General features: G+C 33.4%; 23 protein-coding genes and 1 rRNA gene. 10 read left to right on the top strand and 14 right to left on the bottom strand.

The features are described from left to right. Positions 1-70: 70 nt before the first annotated feature. On the bottom strand, positions 71-1525 hold the full coding sequence (locus EOD40_RS17255; protein ID WP_128197675.1) for a TonB-dependent receptor: 1455 nt from the start codon (positions 1523-1525) through the stop codon (positions 71-73). Positions 1526-1626: 101 nt separating this feature from the next. On the opposite strand from EOD40_RS17255, the gene EOD40_RS17260 reads away from it, so the two are divergent. Together EOD40_RS17260 and EOD40_RS17265 are read left to right on the top strand one after the other, a co-directional pair. Continuing rightward, the gene (locus EOD40_RS17260) at positions 1627-2391 is read left to right on the top strand and encodes an MBL fold metallo-hydrolase (RefSeq protein WP_128197677.1); all 765 of its coding nucleotides are present in this window, start codon (positions 1627-1629) and stop codon (positions 2389-2391) included. Positions 2392-2401: 10 nt separating this feature from the next. Further along, positions 2402-2902 carry a hypothetical protein gene (locus EOD40_RS17265; RefSeq protein ID WP_128197678.1) on the top strand — a complete coding sequence of 167 codons (501 nt, stop codon included), beginning with the start codon at positions 2402-2404 and terminating at the stop codon, positions 2900-2902. Between the two features lie 235 nt (positions 2903-3137). Here EOD40_RS17265 and EOD40_RS17270 read toward each other — a convergent pair whose 3' ends face one another. The 5 genes from EOD40_RS17270 to EOD40_RS17290 all read right to left on the bottom strand — a co-directional run bounded on the left by EOD40_RS17270 (position 3138) and on the right by EOD40_RS17290 (position 8823). After that, on the bottom strand, positions 3138-4091 hold the full coding sequence (locus EOD40_RS17270) for a transketolase family protein (RefSeq protein WP_128197680.1): 954 nt from the start codon (positions 4089-4091) through the stop codon (positions 3138-3140). Positions 4092-4211: 120 nt separating this feature from the next. Beyond that, the gene (locus tag EOD40_RS17275; protein WP_128197682.1) at positions 4212-5066 is read right to left on the bottom strand and encodes a transketolase; all 855 of its coding nucleotides are present in this window, start codon (positions 5064-5066) and stop codon (positions 4212-4214) included. 425 nt (positions 5067-5491) lie between these two features. Continuing rightward, the gene (locus EOD40_RS17280; RefSeq protein ID WP_128197684.1) at positions 5492-6049 is read right to left on the bottom strand and encodes an RBBP9/YdeN family alpha/beta hydrolase; all 558 of its coding nucleotides are present in this window, start codon (positions 6047-6049) and stop codon (positions 5492-5494) included. A 194-nt stretch (positions 6050-6243) separates the two neighbouring features. Next, positions 6244-6753, bottom strand: a complete 510-nt coding sequence (locus EOD40_RS17285; RefSeq protein WP_128197686.1) for a hypothetical protein — start codon at positions 6751-6753, stop codon at positions 6244-6246. 507 nt (positions 6754-7260) lie between these two features. Continuing rightward, positions 7261-8823, bottom strand: coding sequence for a protein adenylyltransferase SelO (locus tag EOD40_RS17290; RefSeq protein WP_128197688.1), 1563 nt, complete (start codon positions 8821-8823; stop codon positions 7261-7263). Between the two features lie 412 nt (positions 8824-9235). Here EOD40_RS17290 and tgt point away from each other — a divergent pair, with 412 nt between their 5' ends. From tgt to EOD40_RS17325, 7 genes are all read left to right on the top strand, one after another. Beyond that, positions 9236-10366: a tRNA guanosine(34) transglycosylase Tgt gene (gene tgt / locus EOD40_RS17295; protein WP_071183659.1), complete on the top strand. Its 1131-nt coding sequence runs from the start codon at positions 9236-9238 to the stop codon at positions 10364-10366. A 112-nt stretch (positions 10367-10478) separates the two neighbouring features. Further along, positions 10479-11567: an LptF/LptG family permease gene (locus EOD40_RS17300; protein WP_128197690.1), complete on the top strand. Its 1089-nt coding sequence runs from the start codon at positions 10479-10481 to the stop codon at positions 11565-11567. Then, on the top strand, positions 11554-12453 hold the full coding sequence (locus tag EOD40_RS17305) for a DMT family transporter (protein WP_128197691.1): 900 nt from the start codon (positions 11554-11556) through the stop codon (positions 12451-12453). Before EOD40_RS17300 ends, EOD40_RS17305 begins: the two co-directional genes overlap by 14 nt. Positions 12454-12533: 80 nt before the next feature. After that, complete coding sequence (locus EOD40_RS17310; RefSeq protein ID WP_128197693.1) at positions 12534-14468, top strand: LTA synthase family protein; 1935 nt, start codon at positions 12534-12536, stop codon at positions 14466-14468. Between the two features lie 184 nt (positions 14469-14652). Beyond that, positions 14653-15606 (top strand): acetyl-CoA carboxylase carboxyltransferase subunit alpha, encoded by a 954-nt coding sequence (locus EOD40_RS17315; RefSeq protein ID WP_128197695.1) that lies wholly within the window; start codon positions 14653-14655, stop codon positions 15604-15606. A 142-nt stretch (positions 15607-15748) separates the two neighbouring features. Beyond that, positions 15749-17293, top strand: coding sequence for a replicative DNA helicase (gene dnaB / locus EOD40_RS17320; protein WP_128197697.1), 1545 nt, complete (start codon positions 15749-15751; stop codon positions 17291-17293). A 34-nt stretch (positions 17294-17327) separates the two neighbouring features. Next, a complete protein-coding gene (locus EOD40_RS17325) occupies positions 17328-18590 on the top strand; it encodes an asparagine synthetase B (protein WP_128197698.1) in 1263 nt (420 codons plus the stop codon). On the opposite strand, the gene EOD40_RS17330 is transcribed toward EOD40_RS17325, so the two are convergent. The 8 genes from EOD40_RS17330 to thrS form a co-directional block, all read right to left on the bottom strand. Beyond that, positions 18591-18995 (bottom strand): hypothetical protein, encoded by a 405-nt coding sequence (locus tag EOD40_RS17330; protein ID WP_128197700.1) that lies wholly within the window; start codon positions 18993-18995, stop codon positions 18591-18593. Between the two features lie 29 nt (positions 18996-19024). Beyond that, positions 19025-19309, bottom strand: a complete 285-nt coding sequence (locus EOD40_RS17335) for a hypothetical protein (protein WP_128197702.1) — start codon at positions 19307-19309, stop codon at positions 19025-19027. Between the two features lie 133 nt (positions 19310-19442). After that, entirely contained in the window at positions 19443-20111 is a 669-nt protein-coding gene (locus EOD40_RS17340; protein WP_128197704.1) for a response regulator, read from the bottom strand. 8 nt (positions 20112-20119) lie between these two features. Next, the gene (locus EOD40_RS17345) at positions 20120-21850 is read right to left on the bottom strand and encodes a tetratricopeptide repeat-containing sensor histidine kinase (protein ID WP_128197706.1); all 1731 of its coding nucleotides are present in this window, start codon (positions 21848-21850) and stop codon (positions 20120-20122) included. 148 nt (positions 21851-21998) lie between these two features. Beyond that, entirely contained in the window at positions 21999-22343 is a 345-nt protein-coding gene (gene rplT, locus EOD40_RS17350) for a 50S ribosomal protein L20 (protein WP_035633036.1), read from the bottom strand. Between the two features lie 100 nt (positions 22344-22443). Further along, positions 22444-22641 (bottom strand): 50S ribosomal protein L35, encoded by a 198-nt coding sequence (gene rpmI, locus EOD40_RS17355; RefSeq protein ID WP_011921545.1) that lies wholly within the window; start codon positions 22639-22641, stop codon positions 22444-22446. Between the two features lie 100 nt (positions 22642-22741). Further along, positions 22742-23293 carry a translation initiation factor IF-3 gene (gene infC / locus EOD40_RS17360; protein WP_128197708.1) on the bottom strand — a complete coding sequence of 184 codons (552 nt, stop codon included), beginning with the start codon at positions 23291-23293 and terminating at the stop codon, positions 22742-22744. Positions 23294-23315: 22 nt separating this feature from the next. Then, a complete protein-coding gene (thrS, locus tag EOD40_RS17365) occupies positions 23316-25262 on the bottom strand; it encodes a threonine--tRNA ligase (RefSeq protein WP_128197709.1) in 1947 nt (648 codons plus the stop codon). A gap of 882 nt (positions 25263-26144) precedes the next feature. Between thrS and EOD40_RS17370 the strand changes: the two genes are divergently transcribed. Next, positions 26145-26247 (top strand): 16S ribosomal RNA (locus tag EOD40_RS17370); the annotation flags it as partial.

Consider the following 26247-nt stretch of genomic DNA (forward strand, 5'->3'; position numbering starts at 1 on the left):
TATTTAAATAAGCTAAAAACGCCACAAGAGAATTTTCTTTGTGGCGTTTTTTTATAAAAGTTTTACTTTTTTATTCGGCTAAAGTCTTGTTTGGATCGTAACCAAAAAGACGTTGTTTTTTGATGATTTCAGAAACTCCTTCAGGAAGCATTGGTTCCCAGCCTGGTATTCCATGGTTGATCATTTTAAGGACTTCACGTGAAAATACTTTTAGGTTTTCTGGATTGTAATCTTTAATGTCAATTACTTTTCCGTTGAATTTAAAGAATTTGTACAATTCTTTCATTCGTGGATGTACTTTTAAGTTTTCAGAAGTAGTGATTTCTCCATTTTCGTCTAACATTGGGTACAATAAAACCTTCATGTCTCTAAAGAATAATTTACCAAAAGCTTCCAGGATTCCACCACTTAGGTGACGATAGTACTTTTCGTCAAAAATATCAACCAGGTTGTTAACCCCCATGGCAAGTCCCATTCGAGCTTTAGTATAATTAGCAAAATATTCTACTACTTTATAGTATTCCTGGAAATTAGAAATCATTACCGTTTGTCCCAATGAGCAAAGCAGCTCGGCGCGATCCATGAAATCTCTTTCGTCAATTTCACCATCCGAACGCAAGTTAGATAAGGTGATTTCGAAAATAACCAAGGTGTTTTCTTTGTCAACTTTGTTTTCTTCAATAAACATGCGCATCGATTTCTCGTACATGTCCATGTTTACCTTAGTAACCGGACGGAAACTTCCTCTTAGCGCAAGAATATTTTTCTTGTATAAAATAGTGGCAGGAAGAATGTTTTTTCCTTTTGGGTTGAACATTACAGCATCGGTCATTCCGTTTTTAACTAATTGCAAACTGATTAAACGGTTGTCTACATCAGCAAAACGGGGACCTGAGAAATTGATGGTGTCAATCTCCAGTTGGTCTTTGTCCAGGTGATCGTATAGATAGCGTAATAGTTTTTTAGGATCGTTGTACTTGTAAAAAGCACCGTAAATTAAGTTTACGCCCAGAATTCCAAGGGTTTCCTGTTGGAGTTTGGCATCCGTTTCTTTAAAACGGATATGAAGTATAATTTCGTTGTAATCTTCGTTAGGGTCAATTTGGTAACTGATACCTACCCATCCGTGTCCTTTAAATTGTTTAGCGAAGTCAATTGTAGCTACCGTATTGGCATAACTAAAAAACATTTTGTTGGGGTGTTTCTCTCTGCTTAATCGTTTTTCAATTAAGTCAACTTCGTGCGAGAGCATTTTCTTCAGTCGGTTTTCAGTAACATAACGGCCGTCTTTTTCGACACCGTAAACGGCATCACTAAAATCTTTATCGTATGCTGACATGGCTTTTGCAATGGTTCCCGAAGAACCACCTGCTCTAAAAAAATGTCTTACTGTTTCTTGTCCTGCGCCTATCTCAGCAAATGTTCCATAAATATTTTCGTTTAAATTGATACGTAGTGCCTTGTCTTTAATTGAAGGGACTTGTGCAATGACTCTGTCACCTTTTAGTTTTATTTCGCTACCCATTTTTTAGTTTAATTTTATGTATTTGCCTGATGTTACAAAGTTAATTAAATAGCTAGCCTAATAAAAGGGAAATAATCCTATTTTTGTGAAAAAAATAAGATTTGAAGATATATTTTTTAGGTACAGGTACTTCTCAGGGCATTCCGGTTATAGGGAGCGATCATCCCGTATGTAAAAGTACGGACAGTAAGGATAAAAGACTTCGCGTTTCGGTTTTGATACGCTGGGATGATTATTCGTTTGTTATTGATTGTGGTCCTGATTTTAGGCAGCAGATGTTAACTTCCAACTGTAAGAAAGTAGATGGGATTGTTTTTACCCATGAACATGCCGATCATACCGCCGGTTTAGACGATATAAGACCTTTTAATTTCAGGCAGGGCGAGATGCCTATTTATGCGCATCAGAGAGTTCTGGATGATATGCGAAGTCGTTTTGGTTATGTTTTTGAAACGGTGAATAAATACCCGGGAGCTCCTTCGGTAAAAACGATAGAAGTGGTTAATGATGTTCCGTTTCCATTAGGGAATAAAATAGCTATTCCTGTTGATGTCATGCATGGCGATCTTCAGGTTTTTGGTTATCGGATAGATGATTTTGCCTATTTAACCGATGTGAAAACTATTGAGGATGTCGAAATCGAAAAGCTTAAAAATCTGAAAGTTTTAGTGGTTAATGCATTGCGTGAAGAACATCATTTTTCGCACTTTAATTTACAGGAGGCTTTGGATTTTATTGCCGTAGTAAAACCGGAAAAAGCATATCTGACTCATATCAGCCATGTTTTAGGATTTCATGAAGAAGTACAACAAAAACTTCCTGAGAATGTATTCCTAGCTTATGATAATTTAGAAATCACCCTATAATATTTTTACAATGAAAAAGTCATTCACGCTCTACGCCTTTATTTTGCTGGTATTGATTAATGTTTTTACCTATATGTTTTTAAGTAAAGAAGTAGAATTTGAGCAGAACAGATACGAGAAAACCACAAAAAAGTTGAAGGATAGTTTGAATTCGATTACCACAAAGTTAAATGATGCCAATTATTTTTCTTTAGAAAAAAATGAGAATGCCCAGAATTATTTTGATTCGGCTATAGCCAATAAAACAATTCCTTACGAAAAATTGATTCCTGTATTAAAGGAAAAATTGATGGATTTTAATGCCAATCCAAAAGGAAATCCTTATGTGGGACAAGATCAGATAGGGGCAAATAAATTTGTAATTAACAAAGTAAAAGTCCTAAACCATCGCTGGATTATTGCTGATTATAGTGATGGCAAAATGTGGGGAGAAGTGCTGTTGAAATATTTTGTCAATGAAGACGAAAGTATTTCTTTTGAAGTGATGCAGTCTTTGCTTTATGCGCAATAAAAATATAAGTCATATAAGTTTTAGGTTTAAACTTATCTCTTTTGTAGTTTAATGATTCCAACGACTTTAACTTATGGATCTAATTAATAAAACAGAAGCAAGAAACTAGATAAACAAAGGCTTATATGGCTTATATGTTTTAAAAGCTATTCCTTAAAATTAAAATGCTTCTTCAAAACAAAAATCCCATCTCGTTTAGAACAAGATGGGATTTTTAATATATTTTAGAATCGAATTATTTTCTAGCAATAACTCTTTCTACAGCTTCAACAATAGCTTGATTGTTTAATTTGTATTTTTCCATTAATTGCTCAGGAGTTCCAGATTCACCAAAACTATCTCTAACAGCTACAAATTCTTGTGGGGTAGGATTGTTTACAGCTAATACACCTGCAATACTTTCTCCAAGACCACCAAGGTAGTTGTGCTCTTCAGCTGTAACGATACATTTAGTTTTAGCTACCGATTTCAAAATAGCTTCTGCATCTAATGGTTTAATCGTGTGGATATTGATTACTTCAGCAGAAATTCCTTTTTCTTCTAATTTCTCAGCAGCAATTAAAGCTTCCCAAACTAAGTGACCTGTAGCAACAATAGTTACATCAGTACCTTCGTTTAATAGGATTGCTTTTCCAATGATGAAAGGTTCGTCAGCAGGAGTGAAGTTAGGTACAACCGGACGCCCAAAACGCAAGTAAGCAGGACCATGGTGATCAGCAAGAGCAATTGTAGCCGCTTTAGTTTGGTTGTGGTCACAAGTGTTGATTACAGTCATTCCTGGTAACATTTTCATCAATCCGATATCTTCAAGGATTTGGTGAGTTGCTCCATCTTCTCCTAAAGTTAATCCGGCGTGAGAAGCACAGATTTTTACGTTTTTATCAGAGTAAGCAACCGATTGACGAATTTGGTCATACACTCTTCCTGTAGAAAAGTTAGCGAAAGTTCCTGTAAAAGGAATTTTTCCACCAATAGTTAATCCAGCAGCAATTCCAATCATGTTTGCTTCAGCAATACCAATTTGGAAAAAACGCTCCGGGTGATTTTTCTTGAAATCATCAAATTTTAATGATCCAATTAAATCCGCACAAAGTGCTACTACATTTTCATTTTTCTGACCTAATTCAGTCATTCCCACTCCAAAACCTGAACGGGTATCTTTACTTCCTGTATTTATATATTTTTTCATTTGTTTTTTTTGAGTTACTGAGCCTCTAAGACTCTAAGATGCTAAGTTTTAAAATCTAAAATCAGAAATCGTTACCCGAGCCTGAAAGGCGAACAGGCGAAGCAATCTCTAATCTGAAATTCAATAATCTGAATTGCCTCCAGTATTATAATTTTGTCCTAAAGCGTTTTCAAGTTGAGCATCGTTAGGTGCTTTACCATGCCAAGCATGACTGTACATCATGTAATCAACTCCATTACCCATTTCAGTGTGTAGTAATACACAAACTGGTTTCCCTTTTCCAGTTCTTGCTTTTGCTTCAGCCATTCCTCCAATGATAGCTTCAACATCATTTCCTTTAGTGATTTCAACCACTTCCCAATCAAAAGCTTCAAATTTAGCACGAAGACTTCCCATTGCTAAAACTTCGTCAGTAGTACCGTCAATTTGTTTTCCGTTAAGGTCAACAGTTGCAATTAAGTTATCTACTCCTTTAGCAGAAGCATACATGATAGCTTCCCAGTTTTGACCTTCCTGTAATTCACCATCACCGTGAAGTGTGTAAACGATATGCTTGTCGTTGTTTAGTTTTTTAGCTTGCGCTGCTCCAATTGCTACTGATAATCCTTGACCTAGAGACCCAGATGCAATACGTACTCCCGGCAAGTTGTCGTGAGTAGTTGGGTGTCCTTGCAATCTTGAATTTAATAAACGGAAAGTTGCCAATTCAGAAACTGGAAAATAACCGCTTCTTGCCAGAACACTATAAAAAACAGGAGAGATGTGTCCGTTTGATAAGAAGAATAAATCTTCACCAATACCGTTCATGTCCCAACCTTCTTTGCGGTCCATTATGTTTTGATATAAGGCTACCAAAAATTCAGTACAGCCTAGAGAACCTCCCGGGTGACCTGAATTAACAGCGTGAACCATTCGAAGGATGTCTCTTCTTACTTGGATAATTAAATCGTTTAATTGTTGAGTGTTAGGTTTCATTTTGAGTGTAAAAGTTAATAAACTTTTGCAAATGTAATTTTTATTTTGCCGTAAGACAAATGATTTTTATAATTGTTTGATTGCAATTGTATTAGGAATAACAGCTCAAAATGAGGTTTTGGTTTCTTTATGGAGAAAATAGATGGATTTTATAAATGTAAATTACACACTAATTTTTTTTAATTGATACTTATCGAGTCATTGCTATTAGTGATTTGATGGAATTTGATGTCTAAGTTAGCGTCTTTTAATTTTTCCAGTACTTTTAGTTTTTTAAATTCATTTTCAGAATTATTTTAGAGAGCAATTTTTTTTGGAAGATAGCTGTGTTTTAACAATTTTATTTATGAATGTTAGAAAATGATTTTATGTAGTGTTTTTAGAAAACGTTATAGTAATAAAAAAGCACCGGATGAGGCTTTCGTTTAATTCTTATTTTCAGTAATTAGCTGTAGTAAAGTTTGTAATATTTCTTGTCCTTCTTCCCAAAGTCCCAGTTGTGAATCCAGATTCAAATGTCCTTTTGGGCCAACATTGTAAAACAGACTTCCCCATTTTTGAGCTAAAAATTCGGCTCTTTCTGTCGAAATGTAAGGGTCGTTAGAGCTGGTGATTACGATAGATGGATACTTTAATTTGTCTAAAGGAATAGGAGCAAAGTTCCAAATTTCCTCAGGTGTATGTTCTGATGATTCTACATCGGCGGGAGCCACCAGTAAAGCACCTATAATTTTTCTGGTATCATTTTGTTGTGACCAATGAGCCACTAACGAAACCGCCAGACTGTGAGCCACAATAATAATGGGTGTTTCTATACTTTTGATCGTTGCATCCAGATTGCTTAACCAATCCTGTAATTGCGGTTGATTCCAATTGTCTTGAACCACTTTTTTTGCATTTGGGAAATAATGTAACCAATTGTCTTGCCAATGTCCTGTTGTCGAATCGCCTAATCCGGGAACTATTAATACGCTGTACTCCATATTGTTTTTATAATACTATAAGAATAGTACAAAGCTATGAAATCCCAATTTATTATATCAAATTAGTCTAATAAAAGTTGATTTGAATAAAATGTATAACTGTCTATAAAAACACGATTACGAAAAGTCAGGAGACGGTTGCGGAATTTTGTGTTTTAAAAGTACTCTTTAAAATAGCTGATTTTTTCAAAAAATTATAAAGAATCCCAAAAATCACGTTCTATAACATTAACTTTTCCGTTGTTTATTTTTTTGATAAACTCATCTTCAAATAATTGTATGAGTTCAGGATGTTCCTCTTTATTTTTGTAGTTTATGTCAAAAAGTTGCGATTCTGAAGTGGTAACTCCAATAAATTCAAGCCAAGGTATACTGCTTTTTGAATGACGTTCTTCTGTTTTGAATTTGTAATCTGGATCACTATTTGTTATGAACCAAAATCGTAACGAATCTTTTCCTAAAACAACAATTCTTGTGTCAAATTGTTTATCTCCTTTTTGTTGTTTGCTATTTAACTTAAAAACTCCTCTTAATTCAGTTGATTTTAATTTTGAAATCTTAGTTTCTAATTGTTCATATGTCATATTAGGAAATTGATATTCCATAATAGGTTCTGCTGGTTTCATAAAGAAATACATAAAAACCAAGTAAGCTAGAACTAATAGAATTAAGCTACCAAGTGAAGCTGATATAATTTTAATCATTTTTTATTTTTTTTAGTAAATTCTAAGATGCTCAGGTAATTTTGTATTTATTCTTTGTAGTAAATAGGGTGCTAATAGTATACCTGATAAATTACATATGAAAGTATATTCAAAAAATAAATCAGACATATTTTTTAAAATCAAACTAATTATAATTGATATTGAAATGAAAATTATAGTATTAGTATAACAGAAGAATTTAACAGTAAATTCTTTTTCTCTGCAATAATAAATTATTAATAACAGCCAATAATAGTAGAAAGCATGAAATGTTTTTAGTAAAAGTATTGGCCAAATATTAATATGTTGTGTAAATATCTCTATTATGAAATATAGTATACAGGATATTAATGTTTCTGTAAACCAAATTATTGCTAATGTCTTTAAAACGTCAGAAAGTCTCATTCTTGTTTAATTCTTTAATCAAATATAAAAAAAGATTTCTTACAAAATAAAAAAGTACAGCTTTCACTGTACTTTTAAGATTTAATAGTTTGTAATCGGAAATTAAGAACTACACGACAGCATAGAACAACCTACTTTGTTTCTTGCCCATTCGGGACGTTTAGCGAACCATTTTTTTTGGTCTTTTTGTTCAGAGTAAGGGTTTTTAAGTAAGTTGAAAAGTTCATCAATCAGGTTGTAATCGCCTTTGTCGGCAGCATCGATGGCTAGTTGCGCCATGTAATTTCGCAATACATATTTTGGATTGATAGTATTCATTTTTTCGGCACGTTCTGAATCTGTTTCTTTTTCTAATTGCAAACGAATACTGTATTTATCGAACCATTTATTCCATGCTTCAGTTATTTCAGGCAATTGTTCGATGGAACCATAAAAAGCATCCTGAATAATCGTGATGCCTTGTCCCGGATTTTCTTTTGAAAAACGACTTAGGTTTCTAAAGAAAATGGTCATATCCGTTTCGCTTAAATGCAAATTGTTTTCTAATTCCTGAATGAGTTTTTGATCGCTTTCGTTTTCGGTGAGAAGACCAATTTTAGAGCACATCATATTTAAATATTTGCTTTCGAAATTAGTACCAAAATCAGCTAGAATTTTTTCTAATCCTGCTGTTTCTTCGATTAATGGAAATAAGGCATTCGCGAGTTGGTATAAATTCCAAAGGACTATATTAGGTTGGTTTCCATAACGGTAACGTTTGTGTTGAGAATCGGTTGTGTTGGGTGTCCAGCCATAATCATAGCCTTCGAGCCAGCCGTAAGGACCATAATCAATGGTTAGTCCTAAGATTGACATATTATCAGTATTCATCACTCCGTGTACAAAGCCCACACGTTGCCAGTGAATAACCATTTCCAGGCTGTTTTCGGCTACTTTTTTGAAAAATTGGAGATAGCTTTCTTTGGAAGGCACACCTAATTCGGGATAAAAATGCTTTACGGTATAATCAACCAGTGTTTTTAGTGTTTCAATGTCATTGCGAACAGCGAGGATTTGGTAATTTCCAAAACGCAAAAAGCTAGGCGCAATCCGGCTTACGATAGCTCCTTTTTCGTAAGCGGGATTTCCATTATAAAGTACGTCCCTTAAAACTTCGTCACCCGATAAGGCTAAAGATAAAGCTCGGGTAGTAGGAACGCCAAGATGAAACATAGCTTCGCTGCATAAATATTCCCGGATGGAAGAACGCAAAACGGCTAATCCATCGGCGGTTCTGGAATAAGGCGTTTTTCCGGATCCTTTGAGTTGGATTGCCCAACGTTGCTTGTTATGTACGATTTCGGTTAGATTAATGGCGCGACCATCACCGAGTTGTCCTGCCCAGTTTCCAAATTGATGTCCACCGTAGCACATGGCGTAAGGCTGTGTATCAGGCAAAATTTCGTTTCCGGTGAAAACGTTTTTGAATTCGTCAGTTTTTGCATCAGATGTTGCTAATCCTAAATTTTCCAGCATTTCCGGTGAAACGTGGATGATTTGAGGATTTGCTGTTTTTGTTGGTGTTATAAATGAAAAACAAGCATTTTCAACCTGTCTGACATAGTTTTCTGTAATTGGGTCGGCGGGTAATTCTTTGTTGAAAGTATCTTGGATGTTGAGTTTCATTGTATTTGTAATTATTGATACTACAAAGTTACAAATATTAATACCACTTTTTTAAACCATATAATTCATAGAAGTTTGCTGTTCTATAGTTTTTTTCAATAAGTTCATATAAGTATAAATGGTGGAACATTTTTTTATTACTTAATGACTCTTAACTCCTTAATGTTAAAAAAATATAATGTTTAGAATCTTTTTTTGCGTGAGGGATAGTAGTGAAAATCCTTTTATTCTCTTGTTTTTTTAACGGGAGAATAAAAGATTGTAACGAATAGCCCGACACTACTGTAACGGAGTGGAAGTAGTGGCACGCCCCAATGGCGTTTTTTAAGCGTTACTTTGCTGTTAAAAAAGGGTAACATTTTCTAAATTAAACTATCTTTGCCAGCCGAACAATCGGAAGAAAAACCTTAGTATGAAGTTTGATTTATTACAAAAAGACCCACTTTCTAAAGCCAGAGCGGGAAGCATTACCACAGATCACGGTGTAATTGAAACGCCTATTTTTATGCCTGTAGGCACTGTTGCCTCGGTAAAAGGGGTGCATCAGAGAGAATTAAAAAACGATATTAATCCTGATATTATTCTTGGAAATACCTATCATTTGTATTTGCGTCCGCAGACTAAAATTTTAGAAGCAGCGGGTGGTTTGCATAAATTTATGAATTGGGATCGTAATATTTTGACTGATTCCGGAGGTTATCAGGTATATTCTCTTTCGAATAGCCGAAAAATTAAGGAAGAAGGGGTGAAGTTTAAGTCGCATATTGATGGTTCTTATCATGTGTTTACGCCCGAAAATGTGATGGAAATTCAACGTACTATTGGAGCTGATATCATTATGGCTTTTGACGAATGTACGCCTTATCCTTGCGATTATAATTATGCGAAGCGTTCGATGCACATGACGCATCGTTGGTTAGACCGTTGTATCAATCATTTGGATAAAGTGCCGGTGAAATATGGTTACGATCAAGCTTTTTTTCCTATTGTTCAAGGAAGTACTTATAAAGATTTAAGACGTCAATCGGCGGAATATATTGCTAATTCAGGTCAGGTTGGAAACGCTATTGGTGGATTATCTGTTGGAGAGCCTGCTGAGGAAATGTATGCGATGACTGAGGTGGTTACTGAGATTTTGCCGGAAGACAAACCGCGTTATCTGATGGGAGTGGGAACGCCTATTAATATTCTGGAGAATATTGCGTTAGGAATTGATATGTTTGATTGTGTGATGCCTACCCGTAATGCCCGTAACGGTATGTTGTTTACGGCTAATGGTACTATAAATATCAAGAATAAAAAATGGGAAGCCGATTTTTCGCCAATTGACGAAATGGGAATCACATTTGTGGATACTGAATATACAAAAGCCTATTTGCGTCACCTTTTTGCTGCTAATGAATATTTAGGAAAGCAAATTGCTACGATTCATAATCTTGGTTTTTATATGTGGTTAGTGCGCGAGGCCAGAAAACATATTTTGGCTGGCGATTTTAGACCATGGAAAGAGATGATGGTAAAAAATATGAGCCAAAGGTTGTAAAAAAGTTATGAGTTATGAGTTGTCAGTTATGAGTTTAATGCTTTTTAGTTTTAACTTCTGACTTCTAGCCTCTGACTTTTAACCTCTGACTTCTAACTTCTAACTTTAAAGTATGTTGACAATATTAGATAAATACATTCTGAAAAGATATTTAGCCACTTTTGGGGCTATGTTGTTGATGTTTATCCCAATTGGGATTATAATTGACGTTTCGGAGAAGATTAATAAAATGATTGAGAACAAAGTTCCATTTACGGACGTTGCGATCTATTATTATAATTTTACCATCTATTTTGCGAATGCTTTATTCCCAATATTTTTGTTTTTATCTATTATTTGGTTCACCTCAAAATTGGCTAACAATACCGAGATTATAGCTATTTTGGGTTCGGGAATTTCATTTACCCGTTTTTTAAAGCCTTATATCATTGGTGCGTCAATTGTTTCTGTTATGGTTTTATTAATGGGATTTTATGTGGTTCCAAGAGCTAGTGAGGGATTCAATAATTTCCGCTATACCTATTTAAGATCTGGTGGAAAAGAGCTAATGGCTGGTGATAATACCGATGTTTACAGACAGCTGAATGATAAAGAGTTTTTGTATGTAAGTAATTATAATACTGAGTCAAAAATGGCTTTTAATTTCTCTTTGGAAAAGTTTGAAAAAGAGAAAATGATTTCTAAAATCACAGCCAGCAGGATTAAGTGGAATGAAAAAGACAGAACTTATACCTTGTATGATTACACTAAAAGAACAGTTGGGAAATTAGGCGATAAGATTGAAATTTTACCCGAAAAAAAAGTCAAGTTTAAATTTGAACTTAAAGATTTAACCCCCGTGGTTTATATTGCCGAAACCTTACGTCTTGATGAATTGATTGATTTTATTGACACCGAAAAAAAGCGTGGTTCTTCAAATATCAATGTTTATATGGTTGTTTTATACAAGAAGTTTAGTGTTCCTGTTTCAGCCTTTATTTTGACCATTATTGCCGTTGCAGTTTCTTCTATGAAACGAAGAGGAGGAATGGGGATGAATTTAACGATAGGGATTGCCGTAGCTTTTGGTTTTGTGTTTTTTGATAAGATTTTTGGAGTATTAGCCGAGAAATCTACTTTTTCACCGTTTTTAGCGGTTTGGTTCTCTAATATCATTTTTGGAATTTTAGCTGTATATTTATTACGCAATGCCAAACGATAGACTTAAAAGCTATTTAAATCTTCATCTCATCGTTTTTATTTGGGGATTTACAGCCATTCTTGGTGCTTTGATTACTATTTCGGCAGATGTAATTGTTTGGTATCGAATGCTTTTTGCAGCCTTGTTTTTAGGGGTTCATTTATTCCTTTCTAAAAAATCTTTTCGTATTCCCTGGTATTCTTTGCTTAAATTAAGCTTTGTAGGATTATTGATTGCGCTGCATTGGATTTTTTTCTTTCATGCAATTCATGTTTCTAATGTATCAATTACCTTATCGGTTTTTTCACTGGGTGCTTTTCTGGCTTCATTGTTAGAGCCGTTGTTTTATGGACGAAAAGTACTTTGGTACGAAGTATTCTTTGGACTAATTATAATTGCGGGATTGTCAATTATTATGCAGGTTGAGGTGAATTATTTTGAAGGAATGTTATTTGCTTTGGTTTCGATAGTTTTAGGGGTTTTGTTTACCTTGTCTAATGGAAAACTTATCCAGAGTCATGATTCGGCTGTGATTACTTTTTATGAGTTTTTAGCTGGAATATTTTTCATAAGCTGCTATTTCTTTTTTCAGAATAAATTTACTGTTGACTTTTTCGATGTTTCTTTCAATAATTGGGTTTTATTACTGGTTTTATCGAGTGTTTGTACGGCTTATGCTTTTACGGCTTCGGTAAAGGTTATGAAACAATTGAGTCCTTATACCGTGATGTTAACAACTAATTTGGAACCTGTTTACGGAATTGTTTTGGCTTATTTTATTATTGGAGGAAAAGAAAAAATGAGTGCTTCGTTTTATATCGGAGCAGTTATTATTATTCTGACGGTTATTTCGAATGGTATTGTAAAACACAGAAAGAAAATTAGAAAAGTGCAGAATAGTAATTAATAATGATTCACATTTTTTATTAAAAAACACAGCGTTATACATATCCAGATTTATCTTTTACATTCTTAATTTTGAATAAAATGAAAAAACATATTTTTATTAAACCGGTAATTAATTTCTTCTTTATTGGTTTGTTAATTACTACAATCAGTCGTTTAGTATTGTTTTTCATTTTTATGGGACGTGTAACTCAAACACCTGATTATTGGATGATTTTCCCTATTGGTTTGCGTATGGATATTATTCTGTTGTCGTATATCTCATTTTTACCAACTTTATTATTAGCCTTTTTACCGGATAATTATTTGCAAAAAATAAAGAAGTTTTTCAGTTTTTATTTTATCACTTTTTTATTCCTATTGCTTTTTATGGAATTAGCGAGTTACGATTTTATAAAAGAATACGATACACGTCCTAATAAATTATTGATTGATTATTTGATTTATCCTAAGGAAGTAGTGGGGACTTTATTGAAGAGTTATATGGCTTCGATGCTGTTTTCGTTTTTTGTTTTAGGTATTGCCTTATATTATAGTATTAAAAAAGCTGCTTTTTGGTTTTATCCCAAATTTGTAGCTTATCGTACTAAATTAGTGATGTTTCCTTTGGTAGCTTTCCTTTTGTTTTTTGGAGCGCGTTCCAGTTTGGTATCAAAAAGACCTATTAATGCTAGTAATGCTATCTTTTCTACAGATCAATTGACTAATAATTTAGGTTTGAATTCATTATACACTGTTGGGTTTGCTTTGTATTCGCTTAAAAATGAAGTTAGTGCTGATAAGATGTATGGTAAAATGGATGCTAATGAAGCCATTAGTCGTGTGAAAAAATATATGAATGTTCCTCCGGCTAATTTTACCGATGCTGATTTACCACTGATGCATTTGCAAAAATCAAATGAGAAACTTGCAAAACCTTATAATGTTGTCATTTTTTTACAGGAAAGCCTTGGTGCGGAATATGTGGGGAGTTTAGGAGGATTACCATTAACATCTGAATTTGATAAACTGACTAAAGATGGAATGTTGTTTACCAATTTATACTGTACAGGTACCCGAAGTGTAAGAGGTATTGAGGCTGTGGTTACCGGATTTTTACCTTCGCCTTCTGAGAGTGTGGTGAAATTGAGTAATTCGCAAACAGGATTTTATACACTTGCTGAAAATTTAAGAGAGAAAGGATATCAAACCAGTTTTATTTATGGTGGGATGGCAAATTTTGATAATATGGCTGCTTTTTTTAATGGGAACGGTTTTAGTAAAATTATTGATGAAAAAGATTATGATGCATCTAAAGTTGCTTTTAAAGGTACTTGGGGGTATTCTGACGAGGATTTGGCTACCAAAGCCAATAGTTATTTTAAGTCAATGGGATATAAACCATTTTTTTCTTTAATGTTTTCTACTTCAAATCACGAACCATTTGAATTTCCTGATGGAAGAATAAAATTATATGATAAAAAGAAAAACACGGTAAACAATGCAATGAAATATGCTGATTTTTCTATTGGGAAGTTTTTTGAAATGGCTAAAAAAGAAGCCTATTTTAAGAACACTATTTTTCTTGTTATTGCAGATCATAATACCAGAACTTATGGTAAAAACTTAGTGCCAATCAATAAATTTCATATTCCTGCTCTGCTTATTGGGCCTAATGTTCCTAAAGGAATCGCTTATAAAAAGTTGTGTAGCCAGATAGATATCGCACCTACATTATTAAATTTTATAGGAATGGATATTAACAATACTATGCCTGGAAGAAATTTAATGAGTTTAGCAGCTAATGTTCCTGGGAGAGCTATTATGCAATTTCATGATAATAATGCTTTTAGAGTTGAAAATCAGGTTGTTGTTTTACAGCCTAATACAAAACCGTTACAGTTTGAAATGAAAAATGATACGGTGTTGATTCCTGTTAAGCTAAATCCTGAATTGGCCAAGGATGCTTTGGCACATGTTACAACGGCATCTTATCTGTATAAAGAAAGAAAATACAGAATGAAAGGGCAAAAATAGATTTTGAAAACAGAAGTTTTTTAGGTTGATTTTCAGGGGAATTACCTTTATAATGAGCCTGATACAAGAATGAGAATATAGGTTGTATCTTTGCTAAGTAATACTAAAATAAAAAATAAGAGGGTGTAAATGATTTAATATTTTATATTTGCACTTCCAAATAAAATAAAAACGCACAAATCCTATGGAATATTTAGATTTTGAGCTTCCAATAAAAGAACTTGAAGATCAGTTAGAAAAATGTCAAGTTATTGGGCAGGAATCAGATGTTGATGTAACTGCTACATGCAATCAAATCAACGCTAAACTGATTGAGACTAAGAAGAATATCTATGAAAACCTTACCGCTTGGCAACGTGTTCAATTATCAAGACATCCAAGCAGACCTTATACTTTAGATCATGTAAGAGGACTTTGTGGAGATACATTTTTAGAGCTTCATGGAGACAGAGGTTTTAAGGATGATAAAGCCATGATAGGTGGTTTAGGAAAAATAGGTGGTCAATCTTTTATGATCATTGGTCAGCAAAAAGGATACAATACTAAAACACGTCAGTACAGAAACTTTGGGATGGCTAATCCTGAAGGATATCGCAAAGCTTTGCGATTGATGAAAATGGCAGAGAAATTCGGTATTCCGGTAATTACTTTGGTTGATACTCCGGGAGCTTATCCGGGTTTAGAAGCCGAAGAGCGCGGACAAGGTGAAGCTATTGCAAGAAATATATATGAAATGGTTTTACTTAAAGTGCCTATTATTACCATTATTGTTGGTGAAGGTGCTTCAGGTGGAGCTTTGGGAATAGGAGTTGGAGATCGCGTTTATATGCTTGAAAATACTTGGTATTCTGTAATTTCTCCTGAGTCTTGTTCTTCTATTTTATGGAAAAGCTGGGAATATAAAGAAAAAGCAGCTGAGGCATTGAAATTGACTTCTGCTGATATGAAAAAACAAGAATTAATAGATGATATTATTCCGGAACCATTAGGTGGTGCTCATTATGACAGAGAAACAACTTTTAGAACAGTTGAGCAATATATCTTAAAAGGATATAACGAATTGAAGGATTTATCAACAGCTGACTTAATTGCTCAAAGAATGGATAAATACAGTAAAATGGGTGAATTTAAAGAATAACGAACCTATTTTTTAATATTATAATCCGAAGCCTTACCGTTTCGGATTTTTTTTGGGTTATAAACAAAAAAAGACTAGTTATAAACATGCTGTTGTAATAACTAAACTGTGTTTTTTTTAAAATTTATATTACTTTCGTGGTATGGAAAATTTCAAAAATGTTAAGCCTGTTAAGGTGGATAAATCTACAATTATAAACCTGGAAAAAGGAAAGTTACCTCCGCAAGCAGTTGAATTAGAGGAAGCTGTTCTGGGAGCAATGATGATTGATAAAAAGGGGGTAGATGATGTAATTGATATTTTACAGTCTGATGCGTTCTACAAAGAATCGCATAAACATATTTTTGAAGCAATTGTTCAGCTTTTTACAGAAACGCAGCCTATCGATTTATTGACGGTTTCGGCACAGTTAAAGAAGAACGGAAAATTAGAGTTAGCAGGAGGCGATTTTTATTTAATTCAACTAACACAAAAAATATCTTCTTCGGCTCATATCGAGTTTCACTCAAGGATTATTCTTCAAAAATTTATTCAACGCAGTTTGATTCGTATTTCTTCTGAGATTATCGAAGATTCTTATGATGAAACTACCGATGTTTTTGATTTATTAGACAAAGCCGAGTCTAAACTTTACGAAGTTACCCAAGGAAATATTAAACGTAGTTCAGAAACTGCACAGAGTTTAGTATTACAAGCCAAAAAGAAAATTGAAGAAATTAGTAAACAGGAAGGATTAAGTGGGGTTGAAACAGGTTTTACCAATTTAGATAAACTAACTTCAGGCTGGCAACCAAGTGACTTAATTATTATTGCAGCCAGACCTGCGATGGGAAAAACAGCCTTTGTATTATCAATGGCTAGAAATATGGCTATTGACTATGGTCATGGTGTAGCTATATTTTCTCTTGAGATGGCATCGGTGCAATTGATTACCCGTTTGATTTCGTCTGAAACAGGTTTGTCATCCGAGAAATTACGTACCGGAAAATTAGAACCACATGAATGGACTATGCTAAGTACTAAAGTTAAGGACTTAGAAAAAGCACCATTGTTTATTGATGATACGCCTTCGCTTTCTATTTTCGATTTGAGAGCTAAAGCCAGACGTTTGGCTTCACAGCATGGTATCAAGATTATCATTATTGATTATTTACAGTTGATGACAGCCGGAGGAAACTCAAAAGGAGGCGGAAATCGTGAGCAGGAGATTTCGACTATTTCCCGAAACTTAAAGGCACTGGCTAAAGAATTGAATGTTCCGGTAATTGCACTTTCTCAGTTATCGCGTGCGGTTGAAACGCGTGGTTCCAGTAAAAGACCTTTGCTTTCTGACCTTCGTGAATCGGGAGCTATTGAGCAGGATGCCGATATTGTATCGTTTTTATACCGTCCTGAATATTATAAAATTGATGAATGGGATGATGATGAAGCATCTCCTACAGCGGGGCAAGCCGAAATCATGATTGCAAAACATCGTAATGGTGGAATCGAAAACGTTCGTTTGAAATTCTTAGGTCATTTAGGTAAGTTTGATAATTTAGATGATTATAGCGGAGGTTATGATGACGATTTGCCTTCGGCAATGAATCAGGATGATAATTCGTATATCACTAAAAATTTACCTTCTCCTCATGAAGCTTTTGGAAGTAATTTGAATGATGACGACGATGATGATATGCCATTTTAAGATAAAAGTGCTATATTTGAAATAAAACATTCTAATGGTTTTTAGAAAAATAGCCTTACTTATTATTATCTTATTTTCTTTCTCGGTAAAGGCTTCATTTATTTTGTTGCCAATGGATGAAAATTCGCAGCAAAATCATTTAAAAGCCTATGGAATTACTTATTGGTGTTTGGATAAAAAATATAAGGCAAGTTGGTTGCTTAATTATAGAGGAGGTTCTTTTTTATTACCCGATGCTGCCGAAATTCGAAAAGAGTGCCAAATTAGAGGCGTAAGTTTCGAAATTTTATCTGATAATGAACAACAGGCTATTTTAAACGAAATTGCAAGTCCATCCCAAAATATGGAGAATGTAATTCTGGAAAAAGCACCTAAAATAGCGGTTTATACACCTAAAGGAAAACAGCCTTGGGATGATGCTGTGACTTTGGTTTTAACCTATGCTGAAATTCCATTTACCGCTATTTATGACGAAGAAGTTTTAAGTGACCAGTTGGTTCTTTACGATTGGTTGCACTTACATCATGAAGATTTTACCGGACAGTATGGTAAATTTTATGCTTCTTATCGAAATGTACCTTGGTATATAGAACAAAAAAAAGATGCCGAAATTCTTGCTGCTAAGTTGGGTTATGCTAAAGTTTCGCAAGAAAAAGGAGCTGTTGCCAAAAAAATCAGGGATTTTGTTATCGGTGGCGGATTTATGTTTGCCATGTGTTCAGCAACTGACAGTTTTGATATTGCTTTATCAGCCGATGGTGTAGATATTTGCGAATCGATGTTTGATGGAGATCCTAGCGAAGCTAATTATCAATCAAAACTGAACTATAATAATTCATTCGCTTTTAAAGATTTTATATTAGAAAGAAGTCCAGAGAAATATGAGTTTTCAGATTTAGATATGACTGAAAAAAGAATTGTTCCTATGGAAAAGGATTATTTTACGTTAATGGAGTTTTCGGCCAAATGGGATCCTATTCCGAGTATGTTATGCCAAAATCATACCCAACTCGTAAAAGGATTTATGGGGCAAACCACTGCTTTTGATGCGAGATTAATTAAATCTAATGTTTTGATTTTGGGAACTTGTGAGCTAAATGGTGAAGCAAGATACATTCATGGGCAAAAAGGAAAAGGAATGTTTAGCTTTTATGGCGGACATGATCCTGAAGATTATCAGCACAAAGTAGGTGATTCACCAACAGTTTTAGATTTACATCCAAATTCTCCTGGATATCGTTTGATTTTAAATAATGTCTTGTTTCCTGCGGCAAGAAAGAAAAAGCAAAAAACCTAATCAATCCATTTTTAAACGATACATAAAACCATTTGCATCGGTCGCGATTATTTCTTTTGTATTGATTTGATCGCTGATAATTTCAATTTCTTTACCACTTTTAGCTTTTAGAATTCCAATGGCTATTTCGTTTTCAAGATTGATTACTCCATTTACATTTTTTCCGTTTTCGTCTATTCCTGTAACTTGACGATCGTATTTTCGATTATTTGCTGGAGAATAATAATAAAACTGATGGTTATCAGTGAGGTAGTTTTTTTTCTTCGATTTATTGGACTCACAATCTTCCGATTGGTGTTTTATATCTAAAGTTTGTTTGTTATTATCTTCCTTTTTACAAGAAATAGAGCAGATTAGTAATCCAAAAAAGCTAAGCTTGAAAATAGTATTGATGTAGGTTGTCATAGCCAATTAGTTTAATGTTTTTAATAGACTTAAGTGATTTTCACCCAATTGCTGGCAATCCAGTCTAATAATATTTCTTTATTGGTTTCTTCTTCGATTAAGCTATTTTGCAAAAAATATTCAACTTTTTGAAAACTGGCTTTCGTTTTTGGGACGCGATATTGTTTTAAAAATTGATTACAGAATTGAATAACTTCCACTTCATCAGTTTTGTTGATATGGATTTTATTTTCTAATGGAGGAATTAGATTGTCTGAATTTGGAGTTGCATTATAGCCAGCATAAGCTAAATCTTTACTTGAAAAATGGGGCATTTCAATCAGTATTAATAAATTTAAAGACCAAATCTATTACTAATAAAAATGATTTTTTTACGGAAAACCGTAAACGGAATATTTTTTTGGAAGGAATTCTAATAAGAAGCAAACGTTTAGTATGGACTTGATTTTAGATTAGTCCCATGTCTTTTGCCATAGCAATTAGATGCACGTTGTTGTTTGCTTTGAAGTATATTTTTAGTTTGTTAATTCGTTTTTCAATACTGCTATTGCTATTTGGTATTATTGTTGAATTTTTAAATTCAGTTGCAATTTCGTTTACCATTAAACCTTTTGAAAGTAATGTTAATAATGAAATGTCATAAGGCTCAATTTCGATTATTGATTTCTCGGTTAGTGTATTTGTTGTTTTTGGTAATAGTATTCCAGTTTCGTTATTGTAAATGCTGTTGATTGCTTTTTTGAGTTCCTCTATACTGTTTCTTCCTTTTATCACGTAAGCATTAATTTCCAAATTGTTAAATAATGATTTTATTTTAAAAGATTTATCTTCAATGGAAAATACAATTGTTTTGATGCTAGGTTGAAAACTTTTTACAGCAGCAATAAGTTCTTCACCATTGATAAGCTTATTTTTTCTATGGTCTTGTTTAAATGACAAATCGGTTATTAATAAGTCGAATGGCTCGTTTTCTGTCTGGGCTTTTTTAATTTTAATATAAGCATCATCACAGTATTTTACCTGCTGAATATTGGTTATAGATAGTTCTTCTAAGGTATGTATGATGGTTTGGCTAATAGAATCTAAATCCTCAGCAATTAATACTTTTTTAAACATATTGTAAGTTATATTGGAATGGACATATTTATTTTAACTCCATTGTTTATTTTGTTATCAAAAGTGATTGTTCCGTTGACAGCTATGATACGATTTTCTACATTTTGAAGACCGTTTTTCTTGATTTTTTCGTCAAAATTTATGCCTATTCCGTTGTCAAAGTAATTTAGAAGTAAATTGTTTTCCTGCTTTTTAAATGATACAATGGCTAAACTGCATTGACTGTGTTTTTTCATGTTTACTAAGAGCTCTTGAAGAACACGATAGATTGTTATTTTTTTAAAGTTTTCTATGTTTGTCCAGTCTATTTCTTCCAATCCGTTAATCATAAGATTTATCGAATGAGTATCAAAACCCGATATCATGTCTTTTAAGTTGGATGAGAAAAGACTTCCTGTTTCGATTAGGTTATTTTCTCTCGAAATATTTCTTGTTGTAGCGTAAATACTATCTAGATTGTCAAGTAGTTTTTCGGCATTGTTAGGAGTGGATAAATCTTGAGTTTCTGCAAAAGCAATAGTTTGATAGATGTCATTGGCTAACTCATCATGCAGTTTTTTTGCTATTCGAATTTCGGTATTGTAGGCTGTTTGAATTTTTTCTTTTTTACTCTTCTCAATTAGATAGTAATAAATAAATCCCGAAACAATTATTATAATTACAATGATAAAAATAATTACTATGTTTTTGTTTTTTTCTAATTCCTGCTGAAGCTCTTTTTCGGCTTTTAGTTTGAGGTTTTCTTCTTTTTCTTTTTTCGAATCGTATTTTAGTTTAGCAAAATAATTCTTTGCCTTTTGTCTAACTTTAGTAATACTGTCATTAATACGGATATAATTAAGGGAGTATTTTTTTAATTTTTCTCCGGTGCTATGTTTTATTAGAAGACTTAAGGCTATTAAACGATCGTCTGGATTGTTGTATTCTGAAGCTTTTTGATAAAGTAAATCAGCATATTTAATTGCTAATTTTTCATCATTTTTTAGGTAGTAATCATGCAAGTAAAAATAGTTGGCTGTTAAGCCATAATCGTCATCAGCTGTTGAATCCATATTTAAATTCATTTGTAATGATTGATTTAAAAAGGTAATTGCTTTTGGATTTCCAATTTTAAAATAACAATAACCTAAATTGTTTAAAATACCAGAAGAATAATTTTTATTTTTTTTTATTTCTTTTTCCTTTAGTAAAGGAAGTAATATTTCAATAGCTTTTTTGAATTGTTTTTTTTCTTTATAAATATAACCAATATTGATTATTGCCAATAACTTACGTCTTTTGTTAGTATTATAAGACATTGTTTTTTTGTAATAATATAGAGCGTCATCATAATTTCCTTGTGACATATAGTTAAATGCCAGCATATTGTAGAATTTCCATTTATATTTATCGTTATTTGATTTGTTCATGAAAGAAAGCGTTTCAACAATTGCACTTTCGGCACCAGAATAATCTCCTTGTAGTTGTTGAGATGTTATCAAAATAAACATTGTAATGGTATATTTTTTTAATTCTTTTTCAGGGTTAATTATAAGCTTAGTTTTATTAGCATAATAAAAAGCACTGTCATATTTTGAATCGTCATAAAATTTGTCTGCAAGTTTGAAGTATTTATCAACTTGTTTTGAATTGTAATTTGTATTGTTAATAGCTTCTTTTTTTTTCTCACAGGATTGTAAAGTGAAAAAAATAATGATTAAAATTATATGAATAGGGAAGAGATTTTTTTTAAGTATCATACAACGAAAATACAGATTTATCCGATGTTATAAAAATGATTTTTCTTTGTTTGTTAGGGTTCTTTGTCAGTACAAATAAAAAAATCCCTTATCGTTTGATAAGGGATTTTATATAAGTAAGTAGTCTTAAATTGAGTTGATAAAACGTTTATTTTACTTTATTAAGTACAGCTTTGAAAGCTTCTGGGTGGTTCATAGCTAAATCAGCAAGAACTTTTCTGTTCAATTCGATTCCGTTAGCTTTTACTTTCCCCATGAATTGTGAATAAGACATTCCTTCTAATCTAGCTCCAGCGTTGATACGTTGAATCCATAAAGCACGGAAATTTCTTTTATTCACTTTTCTGTCACGGTATGCATAGCACATTGCTTTTTCTACCGCATTCTTTGCAACTGTCCAAACGTTTTTACGTCTACCAAAGAAACCTTTGGCTTGCTTCATTATTTTTTTTCTTCTTGCTCTTTTAGCAACTGAATTTACCGATCTTGGCATAATTTTATTGTTTTTTTGTAGCAGGCGTCCCGAATTTAATCAAGGGAACTTATGGCCATACTCCAAGGTTATAATTTAATTGTTTTAACCTAAAGAACTATTAGATAATTCTTAATTGTTGTTTGATGCTTTTCTCATCTGTTTTGTGAACTAGCGCTGAGTGAGTCAAAGCTAATTTACGTTTTTTAGATTTTTTAGTCAGGATGTGACTTTTAAAAGCGTGTTTTCTTTTAATTTTTCCAGAACCAGTAACTTTAAAACGTTTCTTGGCGCTAGATTTGGTTTTCATTTTAGGCATTTTTTCCTAGTGTTTTAATTTATTCTTACTTACTTGTCTTTGCGAGCTTGCGAAGCAATCTCCTCATATTTTCTGCAATCTGCTTTCTGCAAACTGAATACTATTTCTTCTTCTTCGGAGCAATGAACATAATCATTCTCTTTCCTTCAAGAACAGGCATAGCTTCTACTTTACCGTGTTCTTCTAAATCCTGAGCTAATCTTAATAATAAGATTTGGCCTTGATCTTTATAAATAATAGAACGTCCCTTAAAGAAAACAAATGCTTTTAATTTAGCACCTTCTTTTAAGAATTTTTCAGCGTTCTTTCTTTTAAATTCATAATCATGCTCATCTGTTTGAGGTCCAAAACGGATTTCCTTAACGACAACCTGTGAAGATTTCGCTTTTAGAATTTTTTCTCGTTTCTTTTGCTCATAAACAAATTTTTTGTAATCCATGATTTTACAAACCGGTGGATCTGCATTTGGTGAAATTTCAACTAAATCTAGTTCAAACTCGTCAGCTAATCTTAATGCTTCGGAAAGTTTGAAAACTCCAGGCTCAATGTTTTCACCTACAAGCCTTACTTCTTGCACTCCACGAATATGATTGTTTATTCTGTGTGCATCTTTTTTTTCTACGCGAGGTTGAAAACCTCTGTTGCTTCTTATTGCTATGACTTTAAAATTTAAGTTAAACTGTAAATACTTTTAATGTTTTGTTTATTTCTTCGTTTACAATCGAAGCAAATTCTTCTATTGTTACGCTAATATTTCCTTTCCCTTCCTGACCTTGACGACGGATTGAGATAGTACCGTTTTTCTCCTCTTCCTCACCTACGATAAGCATAAACGGGATTTTTTGCAATTCAGCATCCCTAATTTTCTTACCAATTGTCTCGTTTCTGTTGTCAATTAGCCCGCGAATTTCGTGAATTTCCAGCAATTCTAAAACTTTTTTAGCATAATTTTCATATTTCTCGCTCAAAGACAATATAATAGCCTGTTCAGGCATTAGCCAAAGAGGGAAATTTCCTGCTGTATGTTCCAGTAAAATAGCGATAAAACGTTCCATAGATCCAAAAGGAGCTCTGTGGATCATCACTGGTCGGTGTAATTCGTTATCAGAACCTTTGTAAGTTAATTCGAAGCGCTCAGGTAGGTTGTAGTCAACCTGGATTGTTCCTAGTTGCCATTGTCTTCCCAGTGCGTCTTTCACCATGAAATCTAATTTTGGTCCGTAGAAAGCAGCTTCACCATATTCAACAACGGTATTTAATCCTTTGTCTCTGGCAGCGTTGATAATTGCGTTTTCTGCTTTTTCCCAGTTTTCATCTGTACCAATATATTTCTCTCTGTTCTCTTTGTCTCTTAATGAAATCTGAGCCGTAAAATTTTCGAAACCTAATGAGCCAAATACATAAAGAACAAGATCAATTACTTTTTTGAATTCTTCGTCTAATTGTTCAGGAGTACAGAAAATATGCGCATCATCTTGAGTAAATCCTCTTACACGAGTCAAACCGTGTAATTCACCAGATTGCTCATATCTATAAACAGTGCCAAATTCAGCATAACGCTTCGGTAAATCTTTGTACGACCAAGGTCTTACATTGTAGATTTCACAATGGTGAGGACAGTTCATAGGTTTTAATAAAAACTCTTCGCCTTCGGCAGGAGTATTTATTGGTTGGAAACTATCAGCTCCGTATTTTGCATAGTGACCAGAAGTTACATAAAGTTCTTTTTGACCAATATGTGGAGTAACTACTTGCTCATAACCAGCTTTCTTTTGTGCTTTTTTCAAGAATTGCTCTAATCTATCTCTTAAAGCAGCTCCTTTTGGTAACCATAAAGGTAGGCCTTGACCCACTTTTTGAGAAAAAGCAAACAATTCCAATTCTTTTCCAAGTTTACGGTGATCGCGACGTTTTGCTTCTTCAAGAAGTAAAAGGTACTCAGTCAAGTCTTTTTGTTTAGGGAAAGAAGTTCCGTAAACACGAGTCAGCTGCTTGTTTTTTTCATCACCTCTCCAGTAAGCACCAGCAACACTCATCACTTTCATTGCTTTGATAAGACCAGTGTTTGGAATGTGGCCTCCACGACATAAGTCGGTAAAAGTATCGTGATCACAAAAAGTGATTGTTCCGTCTTCTAGATTCGAAATCAATTCAGTTTTGTATACATTGTCCTTATATAGTTCTAAAGCTTCTGCTTTTGTAACTGGGCGTAATTTAAATTCGTGTTTTCCTCTTGAGATTTCTAAAACGCGGTCTTCGATTTTCTTGAAATCGGCTTCGGTGATTTTTTGATCTTCAAAATCCACATCATAATAAAAACCATTAGCGATAGCTGGACCAAGAGTTAATTTAATTCCTGGGTACATTTCTTCAAGAACTTGAGCCATCACGTGAGAAGTAGAATGCCAAAAAGCTTTTTTGCCTTCTAAATCATTCCATGTATATAATGTAAGACTGCCGTCCGTCGTTAAAGGAGTTACTGTTTCTATAGTTGTACCATTAAAAGAAGCCGAAATTACATTTCTTGCAAATCCTTCGCTAATGCTTTTAGCAACATCCATCGGAGTAGCGCCTGGCGCAAACTCTCTAACTGACCCATCGGGCAAAGTAATCTTAATCATTGTTAGTTTAATTTTGAGAATGCAAATATATAGTATTAGAAAAATACATACAATATATATTATAGTATGTTTCGCGTAATTCAAGTCTAAATAAAATGCTTACCTATATATGTATTCTTTTCTGGAGCTATTTCCTGCTATTCGTTTCAATTTTTTGTGCCGAACGCCGGCACAAAAGGATTTTTACTTCTATCAGGGCTAGGGATTGTGTTTGAAATAGCGAGATGTACTAATATATTAGTATGGTTTATTAGAAAAGTCTTTGCGGGCTTTGTGTCTTCTTAGTGTTCTTTGTGTTTAAAAACAGTATTGATTTATCTAAAATCCTACAAACGCTAAAAAAGTCAAAAAATAAGAATCACGTTTTCAGTAGATTAAAAAATAGTTTTAAAATAGTTTGAAAAATCTATTGTAGAAACGAATAAAGGTTCTACTTTTGCACCCGCAACAATGCAGACGTTCATTAAAATACTGACAAATACTAAATCGGAATTAGGGATTTATTTCTAAAAAAAAAAGGTTTAAAAAAGTTTGTGAGATTTAAAAACAGATGTTACATTTGCACCCCGCAAAAGCGACAAGTTATTTGAAAAATTGCTGAGAAATTAAAAAGAAACGAAGAAAAAAAATCTTTAAAAAAAACTTTAAAAATTTCTTGCGAGAATAAAAAGAAGTTGTACTTTTGCACCCGCTTCGAGAAACACATCAAATGTGAAAAACGAAGAGAGAATTAAGAAGACACGTTCCTAGACATATTGAATTGACAGCCGTCTTTATCGAAAGATAGAGACAAAAGAATAAGAGTAATAGAATCGAGAGATTAGAATAAACCACTAGAGTCTTCAGTCAAATAAATAAAGAGATGAAAATCTCAAACAATATACGATGAAGAGTTTGATCCTGGCTCAGGATGAACGCTAGCGGCAGGCTTAACACATGCAAGTCGAGGGGTATTGGTTTTCGGACCAAGAGACCGGCGCACGGG

The sequence above is a fragment of the Flavobacterium sufflavum genome, from assembly GCF_004016525.1.
GTDB lineage: Bacteria > Bacteroidota > Bacteroidia > Flavobacteriales > Flavobacteriaceae > Flavobacterium > Flavobacterium sufflavum.

Coding starts and splice junctions, on each gene's coding strand:
- EOD40_RS17255 (WP_128197675.1), bottom strand. CDS start 1,525: ATGGGTAGCGAAATAAAACTAAAAGGTGACAGAGTCATTGCACAAGTC.
- EOD40_RS17265 (WP_128197678.1), top strand. CDS start 2,402: ATGAAAAAGTCATTCACGCTCTACGCCTTTATTTTGCTGGTATTGATT.
- EOD40_RS17270 (WP_128197680.1), bottom strand. CDS start 4,091: ATGAAAAAATATATAAATACAGGAAGTAAAGATACCCGTTCAGGTTTT.
- EOD40_RS17275 (WP_128197682.1), bottom strand. CDS start 5,066: ATGAAACCTAACACTCAACAATTAAACGATTTAATTATCCAAGTAAGA.
- EOD40_RS17280 (WP_128197684.1), bottom strand. CDS start 6,049: ATGGAGTACAGCGTATTAATAGTTCCCGGATTAGGCGATTCGACAACA.
- EOD40_RS17285 (WP_128197686.1), bottom strand. CDS start 6,753: ATGATTAAAATTATATCAGCTTCACTTGGTAGCTTAATTCTATTAGTT.
- EOD40_RS17290 (WP_128197688.1), bottom strand. CDS start 8,823: ATGAAACTCAACATCCAAGATACTTTCAACAAAGAATTACCCGCCGAC.
- tgt (WP_071183659.1), top strand. CDS start 9,236: ATGAAGTTTGATTTATTACAAAAAGACCCACTTTCTAAAGCCAGAGCG.
- EOD40_RS17300 (WP_128197690.1), top strand. CDS start 10,479: ATGTTGACAATATTAGATAAATACATTCTGAAAAGATATTTAGCCACT.
- EOD40_RS17305 (WP_128197691.1), top strand. CDS start 11,554: ATGCCAAACGATAGACTTAAAAGCTATTTAAATCTTCATCTCATCGTT.
- EOD40_RS17310 (WP_128197693.1), top strand. CDS start 12,534: ATGAAAAAACATATTTTTATTAAACCGGTAATTAATTTCTTCTTTATT.
- EOD40_RS17315 (WP_128197695.1), top strand. CDS start 14,653: ATGGAATATTTAGATTTTGAGCTTCCAATAAAAGAACTTGAAGATCAG.
- dnaB (WP_128197697.1), top strand. CDS start 15,749: ATGGAAAATTTCAAAAATGTTAAGCCTGTTAAGGTGGATAAATCTACA.
- EOD40_RS17325 (WP_128197698.1), top strand. CDS start 17,328: ATGGTTTTTAGAAAAATAGCCTTACTTATTATTATCTTATTTTCTTTC.
- EOD40_RS17330 (WP_128197700.1), bottom strand. CDS start 18,995: ATGACAACCTACATCAATACTATTTTCAAGCTTAGCTTTTTTGGATTA.
- EOD40_RS17335 (WP_128197702.1), bottom strand. CDS start 19,309: ATGCCCCATTTTTCAAGTAAAGATTTAGCTTATGCTGGCTATAATGCA.
- EOD40_RS17340 (WP_128197704.1), bottom strand. CDS start 20,111: ATGTTTAAAAAAGTATTAATTGCTGAGGATTTAGATTCTATTAGCCAA.
- EOD40_RS17345 (WP_128197706.1), bottom strand. CDS start 21,850: ATGATACTTAAAAAAAATCTCTTCCCTATTCATATAATTTTAATCATT.
- rplT (WP_035633036.1), bottom strand. CDS start 22,343: ATGCCAAGATCGGTAAATTCAGTTGCTAAAAGAGCAAGAAGAAAAAAA.
- rpmI (WP_011921545.1), bottom strand. CDS start 22,641: ATGCCTAAAATGAAAACCAAATCTAGCGCCAAGAAACGTTTTAAAGTT.
- thrS (WP_128197709.1), bottom strand. CDS start 25,262: ATGATTAAGATTACTTTGCCCGATGGGTCAGTTAGAGAGTTTGCGCCA.